Source organism: Bacillus cereus group sp. MYBK30-2, assembly GCF_051915945.1.
GTDB lineage: Bacteria > Bacillota > Bacilli > Bacillales > Bacillaceae_G > Bacillus_A > Bacillus_A paramycoides.
Genome location: NZ_JBQAFR010000002.1, coordinates 1 through 14070 on the forward strand (window position 1 = coordinate 1; position 14070 = coordinate 14070).

Genomic DNA, 14070 nt, shown 5'->3' on the forward strand with positions numbered 1-14070 from the left:
AAAACACCCAAGAGCTATCAAAGGTGTTACTTCGCCTGTTCAATCTCATACAGCAAAACGGGCGGAAATCTCATCGATATGAGAAAAAAACGGTCTTTGATATATTAGGTGTCGTTTACAATTGTACCATGTCTGATAAACAAGCCGCTTAATTCAAAAAAGTGAAACCCGTTAGGGTTTATTTCGTATGCAAATCTTTCAATCAACTAAATTTACCCTTTAGAAAAAAGAAACAATCTAGCCTAAAATTGACTTTGTATAAGCTTAGCTTGATGGTGATGTGGCGGTACCCCATTGCTATCAAGTTAAAAAATCTGTTGTTCCCCAAAACGATAAAAATAAACTTCGGTGCTATAAAAACACAAAATTTCCATTTAGGGGGTACTTTAAAATATTAGCTTGATGGGCATGGGGTAGCGTCAGGAAAATGCGAATTTACAACGTTAAGGAAATTTCAATATTAAAAAGCCTAATTTCTCAATTTAATGTGAAGAAATTAGACTTTTTTCATTGCTCCATTCTATTTATCAGATCGGGTGCTTAACCTGTTCCCCCAGCCGATAAGAGATATAAACTATTCTTCTGTATAAAGCATATCCTTATTGGTCGACTTAATCTCCATAAAAAGTCCCTCCAATAAATTTCTTAATAAAGGGATTCATCTAAGATAGTAAATTTCACCGGTGATTAGCTCAACTTAATGATGACGGGATCTGTCCCCACTTAGTGATGAAACCCATTATCACATTTCGTATCATGTGGCATAGGCCCGTCCAGGGAATCCAGAAAGGCAACGGCCTGTTTGAGGTTCCTCAAAAATAAATGCGCGAGATCCATGGAAAATCCATTTCGAACCACAACGCGCATAATCGTCACCGCTTCCATATCTGGAGGCAATGGATAGGCGGGTACTTGCCAGCCGAACACACGTAATTGTCGAGATAAATCATAAAGATTCCAGTTTAATGTGTAACCATCTTTCAATCGCCAAGCGAAAACCGGAATATCCGAACCATCGGACAAAAGTTCGAACGGTTCCATCTTCTGAATCGCCTTGCTAAGAAAAAGAGCGACTTTCTGAGAAGCCCTTTGGACATCATAGTACCCACTTTTCCCCAAACGCAGGTAATTGTAATATTGCAGGAGCACTTGTGCGCCAGGACGAGAGAAATTCAGGGCAAAAGTCGGCATGTTCCCGCCCAAATAGGAGACGCGGAAGATTAGATCCTCAGGGAGATCTTCAGCTTCCCGCCAAATTATCCAACCCAACCCAGGGTAGACTAATCCATATTTATGTCCGGATACATTGATGGACTTCACCCTCGGTAATTGAAAATCCCAGACTAAATCTGGTTGAAGAAACGGTGCTATAAATCCCCCCGAAGCAGCATCCACATGCATGGGAATGTCGAGGCCCGTCCTCTCCTGTAAATCGTCCAACGCTTTCGCAATGGCGGCAACCGGTTCGTAAAGCCCGGTATAAGTCTCACCGAGAATCGGTACCACACCAATCGTATTTTCATCCACGGCAGCGAGGACCCCCTGAGGATCCAATCGGGGATGCTCTGGGCTAACCTTCACATAGCGCGGTTCAACCTCCCAATAGTTCGCGAATTTTTCCCAAACGACTTGAACAGCAGAACTAAACACAATATTAGGCCGATCCACCGGCTTCCCTTCGCTTTTGCGTGCGTTTTGCCAGCGTCTCTTTAACGCAAGCCCCCCGAGCATACATGCTTCCGACGATCCAGTTGTTGAAACGCCCATAGTCGTAAGGGGGGTGGGCGAATGCCAGAGGTTGGCTAAAATACGGACACACCGCTCCTCAATTTCGGCTGTCTGTGGATATTCATCCTTGTCAATCATGTTCTTGTCGAAAGATTTGGCATATAAGTGCTCTGCGGCAGGCTCCATCCATGTGCTAACGAATGTTGCAAGATTCAAGCGGGCATTGCCATCAAGAGCAATTTCATCATGGACGATTTGATACGCTGTTTCTGGTAACATGCCTTCATCACGCATGTGAAAGCGCGGAACGACTGATTCTCCTTCGCGGGCAAACAGAGGATTTACAGAAAATTCGTGAGGCAGCTCCATTTGCACGTGACGCGGTAGATATTGTGGATTATCTGGCATGATCTCTTTTCCTTCGTATGCATCGTTTTGAACTTCTGCTTTTCGATCCTGTGGCATACAAGTCCCCCTTAATTAATTGTTTAACAAACATATTATTTACCAAAAAGCATTTGTTAAACCAAGGGGACAATTCTAATAAAAGGTACTGCCACCATTCAAATTAAAGGAACATATTAACGTTAGTCATTCAAATAACAAAACAGCACCTCTCCAACAAATTAGAGGGTGCTGTTGTTTTTTCGCTAAAACCTCATTTACTTATGATACGGTTCACCACTATTAATGCTGGACTATATCCTCTACAACCTGCCCTAAACATGAAACAGGCACGCGCGTTCATCTTTCGATAATCGCGTTAAAATATTAACTACCCCCAAGAGTAAAAATGCTATCCCTTCTTTATATTTTTACTAAAAGAATAGCGTTTTTTCATTATTTAAATATGATTTCATCTGAATTTGATGGAGATTTCTCCTACAAAAGTAGTAGAATTTTCATTTGAATTTGCTACCTCAGTTGGGTTTATCATATTTCAATTTCGATAGAATAGTAAATAGGTATATCGGATATGGAGATACATTACAATGATTATACATACTTCAGATTTAGAATTACAGTAACTACTCAACCCGTAGTTACTAATAAAGAAAGGAAGGAATAAGCAGAATGATACAGAACATATACGAAACTCATTTACATGTAAGAGATTTAGAAAAGGCGATAGATTTCTATCAAAATAAGTTAGGGTTAGCATTAGCAAGAAAACTATCCAAAAGAAAAGTGGCTTTCTTTTGGGTAGGAGAAAGTAAAGAGCAAATGCTTGGACTATGGGAAGTACATAATATTGAAGATTTTGAGATGAAACACTTTGCTTTTGGTGTAGATTTAGAATTTCTAAAGACTTCTAAATTGTGGTTAGAGAATCGTGGAATAGAAGTGGTAGGAAGCCAAGGAAAAGGAAATCAAGAGCCAATTGTCCAAAGATGGATGCCAGCTGCGAGTGTATACTTTCTGGATTGTGATGGAAATAAATTAGAGTTTATTTCTATGTTACATGATAATCCAGATGAATTAGAATATGCATCCTATTTAAGTGAATGGGATGTGGAACACCAAGAAAAATAAATGAGATTGTATCTATAAAACGAAAAAAACGTTATTCTTTTTGTAAAAATATACAGAAAAAATAGCGTATTTTTTCATTTCAAGGAAATTTAGTTTTGCTAGCTTGATAGCGATGGGGTGGTACCCCATGCCCATCAAGCTAATATTTTGAGAAACCTCCCATAACAAAAATTTTACCTTTTCACAGTTATTTATAAGAGTTCGGCTCAATTTTTCTTTTTTGGGGGTATTTGCTCTTCTTAACTTGATGGTGATAGGGTAGCACCATCAAAACGCAGATTTCATACGCTAAGTAAAATTTTATAATGGCTTGTTAAACTAAAATAATGATAACTAGTTTCTTTTAACTAAACGGCAATACATTTTCGTATTACCTTGAAATATTATATTAAAATTTTAATTTATTTTTTCTAAGGTACTCTTCCATACTATTTATATTTTGAGTTTCATCTGCCAATGCGATATAACCGTCCGGTCTAATTAGAAAAGCAGAACCAAATTTAATTCCTGCTTTCTGTACTCCTTGGCTATACGGGAATGTATGCAAAAGAAGATTATTTTCTTTTGCAAAGTTACTTAAATCAGGAGTTACATCTCCATATACATGTAACTGCCAATCAAAAGATTCAAGTGGTGCAAAATTATCTGTATCATCAAAAGGAATCCATGGTAAACGATCGCCTCCATGAATTTTACCTACATTCCCTTTAGCGAGCTTACTGTTTCGATAGTTAATCCGTATTTGCGAAACAACTTTAAACATCATTTTCCTAACTATTGAAAACTTAGTCATCTTAGGGATAATAACTGGAATTAAGTATTGGCGATTGAACTTTTTACATACGCCGTTACCAACAATAGAAGTAAATACTCTATCTGTCGTTGCGACTAAAGTTTTGGCAAATTGTATTCTTTCTTGTTCATAAGAATCTAGAATAGATTCATCAGCCTTTCCTTGAATCACAGCCCCAAGTTTCCATGATAAATTTACTGCATCACCAATACCCGTATTCATTCCTTGTCCCCCTGCTGGACTATGTATATGTCCAGCGTCTCCTGCAATAAAAACACGTCCTTTTCTAAAATGTTCACTTACCCTATGGTGTACTTTGTATGTTGAATACCAATTCAATTTCGTAATCTTTAACTCCGTGTTTTTCTTTATATATGGTTCAATTAAAGAAAAGCCGGATTCCTTGTTTTCTTCTTTCATTAAATCCTCAGGTATTATTCCAATTAAACGTAAAGATCCAGAAGTACGAATCGGCATAACAATCATCAATCCATCTTCAAAAAGCCTCATTTGAAAACCAATATTTTCGCTGTTTTCAGTTTGTACATCTGCTACATAAAAGGTTTGTTTGTATGTGCCACCAGGAAAAGTCAAGTCTAATCCCTTTCTTACTGAACTATGTGCACCATCACATCCACACAAATAACTATAAACATTTTTTTCTTCAACACCATTCTGTATTGTAACGACGTTCACATGATCATCTTTCTGATTAAATGATACAAGCTCAGTATTCCATTCTACATGGACCCCTTTAGCTTCTAACTGTTCAATTAAAAACTTTTCATGTTCATCTTGTGGGAAGCTTAGCATAAAGGGATAACGACTTTGGCCTTTCCCCATATTCTCAAAGTTGAATTTAGCCTTCAATGTTGTATTCCTATAAAATTGCATATTAACAAATTTAATTCCTTTTTGTACGACCTGATCTGCAAACCCAAACTGACGATAGAACTCTAATGTTCTTGCTTGCACACCCATAGCTCTTGAAGTTTCTCCCGGGCCTTTATTTTTATCGATAATTCTAAAAGGGATTCCTTGTTTTGTAAGTCCAATAGCTAAAACTAATCCAGTTGGTCCAGCTCCAACAATTAACAATTGATTCTTCATAAACTTCCCTCCCCATTTCCAAGCGAAATAATGAACAACGTGTTGTTTTATTTTATTTCAAATTATAATCTTGAATAAAACTCTTAACAATAATCAAAAATGATGGATGTGTCGTATATCCGACATATATTCTTAATGTGTTTAAAAAATTCAGATGGAATATTGCTTGCGTAATATATATAGCGATTTACGAGTCGTTCGTACAAAAGAAGCCATCTGAGATGCATTTGTGGAATTGATGGAAGAAAAAGCAACTATACCGTGAAGGGTCACCCTATCATTTCAGGAAACTGTGACACAAATTAACCGGTACCTTATACGTCAGGAACCGGTTAATGAAATGAATGAGCCAAGATTATTTATATTGTATAAACTTCAGAAAACATATGGTTACACTCTTCTTACACATAACCCATTTCTTCCCTTGCTAATTTAACTTCAACACTGCACTAACCGGATTATGATCACTGTTTTCAAACTTCAAATCATGCCCTTGTACGCTTACAATCTCCACATTTGGAGAGACTAAAAAACCATCAATAATCGTAACAAAGTTCTCACCTTCAACATAGCTCTTCACATTGTCACGAACTGTCCAAACGGTGTTATCAACAGCCCACTGGAACCCACCATCAGTGAAATCTTCTGGTAACTGTACTAACCACTCTGGCCAGTCTTCTTTAAACCTCGGATCCTTTAACTGCACATCAGATAATAGTTGATTCCAGTCTCCACCAAGCACAATATAATCGCCATTTATGTAATGTTTATTCATATACTCTTTCAAAAACTCAACTTGTTGCTTTCGAATGTTTCCACCCTTATCATATGCAGATAAATGAACGTTCACCATTCGTAAATATTTTCCGTTATTAACTGGAACCTTATGCTCAACAATCGCTCGATCTACGTCGAATAATTGACGAAGCCACATTTCTCTTCCAGGAAGCTGATATCTCGTCACTTCTTCTACTTTATATTTTGAAAACGAACCAAGTCCACTGTTCGTATATCCGTGAGGCTTCTTAATTGGTACCGGCACCCACTGCACATTAAAGTTATCACCAAACGTAGACGTATGATCTTTCAGTCCATCTTGAAACACCTTATACTGATTCACATCAAATGAACGAAGTGACTTCTCATCCATCTCTTGCATTAATATAAAATCAGAATCTTCCTTTTGCAAGAAAGTCAGCATACTGCTAATATTCTTTTCTGTTTGTTCTTTACTACTAGAACGCGAACCTTTCCCTCCGTCTAAGAAAAAATCTTGATCTTTATCTAAACCGCCGTAGCCAATATTAAACGTTGTCACCTTAAACTCTTTCCCGACTTTAAGAACGCGCTCGTTATTATTGGTCACCTTCAATTTCTCAACATCCTTATGCTTCACATTCTTAATTGCCACATAAGTAATAAATGCTGTGAAAGCACCAAATACCGAGCCTGTCCCCCATAATAAACATTTCATTGTCTTTTTCAATCTCATGGCTCCTTTATTCTCTTTTTATAGTTTGTATATGTAATATTTTAATATGTTTCTACATTTAAAATATATAACGTAACTCTAAAGGATTCAAATACGATAAAAGGGATTGAAACGATTCACGCATTAAATAAACGAAGTCGAACTCTGATTTGTTCGCAATTTCAATCGCTTGTTCGTCAGAAGAAACAGCTGTGCCGAGAAATAAATATATATAATATCCCCTATAGAATAGACACTAAAAAAAATCTATCCTATAGGGGATTTCTTGTGTAATAAGAGGATTCGATTGACTGAAGATACATATATACGTTCAGGTCTAAAAAAGAATTCAAATTAACCCCAAACAACACCTCGTCTCTCGTATTCCATTCTGTATTCAACGGCAGCTGCAATTTTGGAGCTTGCGAACCTTTCCGTGATCCAAAGTCCCAAATCAAGTCCTGAAGTGACTCCTCTTGCAGTAATAATATTCCCTTGATCCACAATTCTGTAATGAAGAAGCTCTGCCCCGTATTCACTCATTTCATTCTGCGCCAAATGGTGCATCGTTGCCTTTTTACCATCCAATATGCCAGAGGCAGCTAGTAACATACCTCCTGTACAAACTCCAGCAACGATCGTTCCTTCGTTGTGCATCTCTCTAATCATTTTGGTCAAGGCTCCAAGCTCAGCTTGCTTTCGTGCCCCATGTTCAGCTTTATGATTCCAGCCACCACCAGGTACAATTAGCAGATCTGGACGATTATCCATTCGTAAAAAATCATTTAATTTGACCGTAACTCCAAACGAAGTAGTAATTTCTTGTTTTGGTTCACTTGCTATTAGTTCAACCGTAAATGGAGCCCCTTCTTCTATCGCTCTTTTAAGTACCTCAAAAGGTGCGAAAGAAACAAGCTCTCCGAAGCCGTCAAACAATACAATTTGTATTTTCATTTTTAGAACACCTCATATGCTTTCTTTTGTGAATCGTAGACATATAAAACGATTCGGCGATTATTTAATTAAATTACAAAAAACTCATCCAATAGAAAAAGCAATACCTCTATAAGCACAATAGATCATAGTTAAAAATAGAAGTAAGTCTATGAGAAGCTTGCAAGGCACGCCTAAATTATTCAAATGAAAAATAATATCCTACATAATTAAACACATTTGCAAACCCTACATTTTCTACAACTGCGACAGAAGGCTTGTTTAATTCCATACAGTCCCAATATGGAATTATGTCATTCTCCAAACAGTCTTTTACAAAACTATGAGTTATCTTTTGAGCTAATTTTCTTCCCTGATGACCTTCTATCGTTTCAATATCTATACAATGTATATTTTCAAAGATAAATCCTGAAAAACAAATACTTACAATCATATTGTCATAAACAATACAATAGCCAATTCCCTCATTGAAAAAGCGTTACGGTGAAGACCAAAACTCTAAAATTTTTGATTGTAAAAATTCAATGTTCTTAAATGAATTTCCATTATTTTCATAGAGAGTTTTACTCACTTTCAATACTGTATACCCTTGTTCAGTTTTAGGTTCATAATTATCTTTATAATCCTCTTTTTTTAGCGTATACACTCTTTGATCCCAACTTTTTAATTGACGATGCTGAAATATTCTTTCGATTGTTTTATTCCACTCTGAATGATTACCGATTTCTTCAAAGCAATTTAGTCCAACCTTTCTCGCTTCAGGTACTATTACATTATCAATAAAACTATTAATTTCTTTATTAAACTCTTCATTTTCTGCATTTCCAATAAAAAAGAAGCCATCATTATTTCCTAACCAAATAAGTCCTGAATTAGGAGAAGAAATGTTATCTACAAATATACGACCAGGATTAATCCCTACAATTACAGCTTTTACTTCTAATTGCCCTTGTTCATTTACTTAACCGCTATATTTACAAATTTTTTTTTTGCTCAATTCAGAAATCATAAGTTAAACCGCCTTTCTGAAATCGTTCTATTCTAACTTTATCATCCCGACAGAATATTCTCTATTTTTTTCGATAGTTTGTGTAAACCAATGCAGTAGTGACTATGTATAGTAAAAAGAGCCAATCTCCTATACAATAGAAGATTGGCTCTTTACTTTATTTATTCACCGGTTTCAGAAAATCGTTTAATCCGTTCACCGATTTCATTACGAACACGTTGAAACTCAGACCACTCTTTTCCTGCCGGATCATCAAATCCCCAATGAACACGATTCACATGCGGAGGTGTAGAAGGACACACAGAATCAGCATGACTACAAAGAGTAACAACTAAATCAGCATTATTTAAAATGTTTGAATCAATCATATCTGATGTTTGATTTGTTATGTCGATATTTACTTCATTCATCGCTTTAATAGCATTTGGATTTACTCCATGCGCTTCAATCCCAGCAGAGTATACATTCCACTTATCTCCTAAGTATTGTTTGCCCCAAGCTTCTGCCATTTGGCTTCGGCATGAATTTCCTGTGCATAAAAAGTAGATCGTCTTTTTGTTTTCCATGTTGTTTTCCACCTTTGTTTTTAATTTCATACTGGTTGATCATTAAAATATTTACGTTTAAACCAAAAAGCGACATTTACAAGTGCAATCATTACAGGTACTTCAACTAACGGTCCGATGACGGCTGCAAATGCCGCACCTGAATGAATACCAAACACACCAACTGCTACAGCAATCGCTAATTCAAAGTTATTACTACCTGCTGTAAATGCTAACGTTGTTGTTACCGGATAATTTGCACCAATTTTTCTTCCCATAAAGAAAGAAACGAAAAACATCACGATAAAATAAATGAATAACGGAATTGCTATTCTTACTACATCTAGTGGTACGCTAACAATCATTTCTCCTTTTAAAGAGAACATAACGATGATCGTAAATAGCAATGCAATTAATGTAATTGGACTAATCTTAGGTATAAACACCTTTTCATACCACTGTCTTCCTTTTAGCTTCACTAGTACAAAGCGTGTCAACATACCTGCAATAAAAGGAATTCCCAAATAGATAAATACTGATTTCGCAACTTCTACCATTGTAATACTAACGATAGCCCCTTCAATTCCTAACCATTCTGGGATTACTGTTACAAATACGTATGCATAAATCGAGAAAAATAACATTTGAAATACCGAATTAAAAGCAACTAAACCTGCTGCATATTCTTTATCACCATCAGCAAGATCGTTCCAAACAATTACCATTGCAATACAACGTGCTAAACCAATCATAATGAGCCCGACCATGTATTCTGGTTTATCAGGAAGAAAAATAATTGCTAAAACAAACATAAGTACAGGCCCAATAATCCAGTTTTGTACTAATGATAGAACTAACACTTTTACATCTTTAAATACCCGGCCCATTTCTTCATAACGAACCTTCGCCAATGGTGGATACATCATTAAAATTAAACCAACAGCAAGCGGAATAGACGTCGTTCCAACTTGTAATGTATTCAGTCCGTCTACTACACTAGGAAACATAAATCCTATACCAATTCCAACAGCCATAGCTAGAAAGATCCATAGTGTTAAATATCGATCTAGAAAAGATAAACGTTTCATTTTATCCCCCTTCTCTCATTAACAACACGAATTTTTATCTACTACGTTAGAAGTCGTACAACACGATGAATCTTCTATTTTATGAACATCACTATCTGCTTTTGTATAAAAGAACTCCCACTCATTACCATCAGGATCCGTTACCCAAAACTTATCTTGTACCGCATAGCAACAAGTAGTATCCATTTCATCACGTGCAAAGAAACCTTCTTTCTCTAATCTTTTTTTATGAAATGTAATTTCTTCAGCTGTATCCACTTGGAAACCAAAATGATTTACCTGATTTCCATTCACTTCATCTCGTACATTCAGCGTGAAATTAAGTCCTGGCGTCTCTAATAAAAATTTTGCATAATCTGTTTTCACTTTAACTGGTGATACACCAAATACCTTTTCGTAAAATTCAACAGACTTCTCTAGATTAGTAATATTTATACCAACATGAACATATCTCATAGCTTATTCCTCTCCTTAAAATGCTATTAATCAATTTTTTTTGATTAATAGCGCAAAATTTTAACAACAGCTACCTTTGCCTGTTTTTCTAAAGATACAGCACAATTCTTCTGATAATAAATTATTTACTGCCGCATCATTTAAATCATAATAACTCCACGTACCTTTTGTTTCTTTTACAATTAAACCTGCATCTAATAAAATTTTCAAATGATATGACAACTTAGATTGCGTCATTTCAAAAACCTCTGTTAAATCACATACACACGTCTGTCCTCGTTGACAAAGTTCATACATAATCTCTAAACGCTTCTGATCAGCCAATGCTTTAAATTTTTTCTCATACAATTGAAAATCTTGTGCCACTATAATTCACTTCCCTTCATCAATTTTTTTTGATGTTTATAGTATATACGCTGGTGAGTTATTTATGCAACTGGTTAATCAATTTTTTTTGTTTAATATACAAACCTTTTCTCCTATCATAAATTTTCTGCAAATAAAAAGAACCGTAGCCTTCCCGAAATGGAAAAATTATGGTTCATATCGTAATTTGATCTATTTCCAAACGGTAGTGCTCCATAACTATCAAACTAATAAAATGCGAAATCTAAAGCTGATGGTTATGAAGCGCCCCCCCTTTTCTATAGACAAAACCCTCCAGAAACATCTAAAATCTGTCCCGTTACCCAACGACTATCAGAAGAAGCAAGGAATGCTACTGCATCTGCAATATCTTCAACTTGCCCTATTCGTCCAAAAACAGATGAATTCGTAGCAAAATTTCGTATTTCTGGATTATCTAGCAATTTCGCATTAATATCTGTCTTCGTATATCCGGGCATAATTGTATTAACAGTTATACCTCTTTCTCCAAGATGTTTAGCTAGAGGAAGTGTCATCGTATTTAGTGCACCTTTACTTAAACCATATGCAATTGATCCCGTAAAACCAAGTCGTACTTCGGCTGATGAAATGTTGATAATGCGCCCTTCTGCTCGTAGTAATGGTAATGTTTGCTGGATTAAGAAGAACGGTGCCTTCATATTTACGGCCATAATTTCATCAAAAACTTCTTCTGTCGTATCTTCAATTGTCCCTTGCGTACCTATACCTGCATTGTTAACTAAAATATCAATCTCTGATGTACCAACTCTTGTTTGCAGTTCATTCTTTAATTGATCTACTAACTTGTTGACACCATCAATTGAATTGAGCTCAGCTTCAATTAAGAACGCTTTTCCTCCATTAGATTCAATCTCTCTAACCGTTTCATCTGCAGCTGTTTTATTTCGGCCGTAGTGAATCACAACTAATGCCCCATCTTTCGCCAATCTCATTGCAATGGCACGACCGATTCCACGACTCGCCCCTGTTACTAACGCTATTTTCCCATCAAGATTTTTCATTTTTTCCATCCTTCCTAAATTTCCGTTTAATAAATCCTATACTTATATTTTTATTCAAACACCAATAATTTTAAATATAGATTTATAGGGAATTCAGTTTGTTAACTTATGATATTATAGTTATAATTCACTATTTACTTTAGAAAATAAAACAAGGAGGCTACACAATGCAAAATGCAGTAAAACTGGATGAAATCGATCATAAAATTATGAACCTGTTATATGAAAATGCGAGAATTTCCGTTTCAGAAATAGGACGGATTATATCCATGACGCAACCTGCTGTAAAAGAACGGATTAACAAGCTTGAAGATCAAGGCGTTATAGCTGCTTACCGAACGAAATTTGAGCCTTCCAAAATTAATAAAAACATTCAAGCTTTCATTATGTTTAAAACAAGCCAATGCTCTGATTTTATCCAATTTTGTAATGCCGCTCCTGAAGTAACAGATTTATATCGAATTAGCGGGGAATTTAATTATATGATGAAGGTCATGAGCGATTCGATGGATTCTCTCGCTACATTTTTAGATTCTTTAATGCAATTTGGATTATCGTCTCCTTTAATTGTTTTAAAGAGTGAATTTGAAGAGAAATTGTCGTTCTGATAAAGGGATAAGAGAATTAACACCTCAATGTGAAAATGAACAATTTATTTAAGGTGATAAGCACAAACTTTCCTCAAAAAAGAAAAAGGAGTGGGTCATCCACTCCCTTTAATCCCCTATCCCTGATTCCTCTGCTCCTCCCTAAACTCCTCCTTCACCTTCTCTAACAACCCTTCTTCCGTAATTAATCGATACGCTGTATTTGCTAATGCCTTTGCCGATGTAATTAACGCTTTGTCTCCTAGTTCTGAACGAGCTGCTTCTCTGAATTCATTCGTATGCGCAATTAAATCGTCTGGTCCGATTTTAATGTACGGATGAATTGTCGGTACGACTTGGCTTACGTTTCCTGCGTCGGTTGAACCGATGCCGATTCTTTCTTTGCGATGTACGTCTTCACCTAATAGTTCTAGTTCTTCGGCTACGACGGCATTAAATGTTTTTGTTACGAGTAATTCATCGATTTCATTTTGGAATTGATGAATTTTCACTTTTGTACCTGTTGCTAATGCTGCCCCTTGCGCGATGTTTCTTACTTTTTCCGTTACTTCCGCACATCTTTCTCTCGTTGCTGCGCGAATAAAGAAGCGTGCCGCAGCATAATCCGGAATAATGTTAGGTGCTTTTCCGCCCTCTGTAATGACTCCGTGAATTTTCACATCTGACGGAAGTTGTTGGCGAAGTGCATTAATGCTGTTATACAGCTGGATAATCGCATCTAATGCGTTAATCCCTTCTTCTGGCGAAGCTGCGGCGTGAGCTGTTTTCCCATAAAAATGAAAATCAAGTGGATCAACTGCTAGTGAAGGGCTCGTTGGAGCTGTTTTTCCGCTCGGATGAATCATAAGCGCCGCATCAATGTTTTTAAATAAACCTGCCTTTACATAACTTGCTTTCGCACTACCGTTTGGTCCCCCTTCTTCAGCTGGTGTCCCGAACACTACAACTTCCCCGCCGATTTCTTCAAGTGTTTCTGACAATGCGATCGCTGCTGCAACGCTAATTGTTCCGATTAAATTGTGACCACACGCATGGCCTAATCCTGGTAAAGCATCATACTCAGCTAAAAATGCAATAACTGGTCCTTGTTTCCCTGAACTTTTTCGCGCAATAAAACCTGTTTCATGACCAGCTATATTATGTTGCAGCTGAAAACCTGCACTTCCTAGCAATAAACTTAACGTTCTTGATGCGTAAAATTCTTGATTACCAATCTCCGGATTCGCATGAATATCATGACTTGTTTTTATGTACTTTTCCTTATTTCTTTCTATACTCCGGGCAATTGTTTTTCTTTGTGACGTTACTCCTGTCGCTCCCATTTTTCTTCCTCCTTTATTTTCACGTAAAAAAGCCTCTTTCTAAA

At 36.5% G+C, this 14070-nt stretch carries 12 protein-coding genes and 2 pseudogenes; 3 read left to right on the forward strand and 11 right to left on the reverse strand.

What is annotated here, in order from left to right; genetic code table 11:
• Positions 1-152, forward strand: a pseudogene (locus tag ACTFQM_RS11550) (IS4 family transposase); the annotation flags it as partial.
• 571 nt (positions 153-723) lie between these two features.
• On the opposite strand, the gene ACTFQM_RS11555 reads toward ACTFQM_RS11550, so the two are convergent.
• On the reverse strand, positions 724-2193 hold the full coding sequence (locus tag ACTFQM_RS11555; protein WP_440034419.1) for a glutamate decarboxylase: 1470 nt from the start codon (positions 2191-2193) through the stop codon (positions 724-726).
• A 609-nt stretch (positions 2194-2802) separates the two neighbouring features.
• Here ACTFQM_RS11555 and ACTFQM_RS11560 point away from each other — a divergent pair.
• The gene (locus tag ACTFQM_RS11560; RefSeq protein ID WP_440034420.1) at positions 2803-3261 is read left to right on the forward strand and encodes a VOC family protein; all 459 of its coding nucleotides are present in this window, start codon (positions 2803-2805) and stop codon (positions 3259-3261) included.
• Between the two features lie 388 nt (positions 3262-3649).
• Here the strand turns inward: ACTFQM_RS11560 and ACTFQM_RS11565 are convergent, their stop codons facing one another.
• The 9 genes and pseudogenes from ACTFQM_RS11565 to ACTFQM_RS11605 all read right to left on the reverse strand — a co-directional run bounded on the left by ACTFQM_RS11565 (position 3650) and on the right by ACTFQM_RS11605 (position 12096).
• On the reverse strand, positions 3650-5164 hold the full coding sequence (locus ACTFQM_RS11565; protein ID WP_440034421.1) for an FAD-dependent monooxygenase: 1515 nt from the start codon (positions 5162-5164) through the stop codon (positions 3650-3652).
• A 427-nt stretch (positions 5165-5591) separates the two neighbouring features.
• The gene (locus ACTFQM_RS11570) at positions 5592-6650 is read right to left on the reverse strand and encodes an endonuclease/exonuclease/phosphatase family protein (protein ID WP_440034422.1); all 1059 of its coding nucleotides are present in this window, start codon (positions 6648-6650) and stop codon (positions 5592-5594) included.
• Positions 6651-6989: 339 nt separating this feature from the next.
• Entirely contained in the window at positions 6990-7589 is a 600-nt protein-coding gene (locus tag ACTFQM_RS11575; protein ID WP_440034423.1) for a DJ-1/PfpI family protein, read from the reverse strand.
• A 178-nt stretch (positions 7590-7767) separates the two neighbouring features.
• Positions 7768-8598: pseudogene (locus tag ACTFQM_RS11580) on the reverse strand (GNAT family N-acetyltransferase).
• Between the two features lie 161 nt (positions 8599-8759).
• Positions 8760-9164 carry an arsenate reductase (thioredoxin) gene (arsC, locus tag ACTFQM_RS11585; protein ID WP_025148599.1) on the reverse strand — a complete coding sequence of 135 codons (405 nt, stop codon included), beginning with the start codon at positions 9162-9164 and terminating at the stop codon, positions 8760-8762.
• Between the two features lie 26 nt (positions 9165-9190).
• The gene (gene arsB, locus ACTFQM_RS11590) at positions 9191-10231 is read right to left on the reverse strand and encodes an ACR3 family arsenite efflux transporter (RefSeq protein ID WP_025148600.1); all 1041 of its coding nucleotides are present in this window, start codon (positions 10229-10231) and stop codon (positions 9191-9193) included.
• An 18-nt stretch (positions 10232-10249) separates the two neighbouring features.
• Positions 10250-10687 (reverse strand): ArsI/CadI family heavy metal resistance metalloenzyme, encoded by a 438-nt coding sequence (locus ACTFQM_RS11595; protein ID WP_440034424.1) that lies wholly within the window; start codon positions 10685-10687, stop codon positions 10250-10252.
• Positions 10688-10747: 60 nt separating this feature from the next.
• Positions 10748-11053 carry an arsenical resistance operon transcriptional regulator ArsR gene (gene arsR, locus ACTFQM_RS11600; RefSeq protein ID WP_071718984.1) on the reverse strand — a complete coding sequence of 102 codons (306 nt, stop codon included), beginning with the start codon at positions 11051-11053 and terminating at the stop codon, positions 10748-10750.
• Between the two features lie 278 nt (positions 11054-11331).
• Positions 11332-12096, reverse strand: coding sequence for an SDR family oxidoreductase (locus ACTFQM_RS11605; RefSeq protein WP_071718986.1), 765 nt, complete (start codon positions 12094-12096; stop codon positions 11332-11334).
• A gap of 167 nt (positions 12097-12263) precedes the next feature.
• Between ACTFQM_RS11605 and ACTFQM_RS11610 the strand changes: the two genes are divergently transcribed.
• Positions 12264-12704 carry an Lrp/AsnC family transcriptional regulator gene (locus tag ACTFQM_RS11610; protein ID WP_001178566.1) on the forward strand — a complete coding sequence of 147 codons (441 nt, stop codon included), beginning with the start codon at positions 12264-12266 and terminating at the stop codon, positions 12702-12704.
• A gap of 116 nt (positions 12705-12820) precedes the next feature.
• On the opposite strand, the gene ACTFQM_RS11615 is transcribed toward ACTFQM_RS11610, so the two are convergent.
• A complete protein-coding gene (locus ACTFQM_RS11615; protein ID WP_440034425.1) occupies positions 12821-14026 on the reverse strand; it encodes a M20 family metallopeptidase in 1206 nt (401 codons plus the stop codon).
• Between the last annotated feature and the right edge of the window lie 44 nt (positions 14027-14070).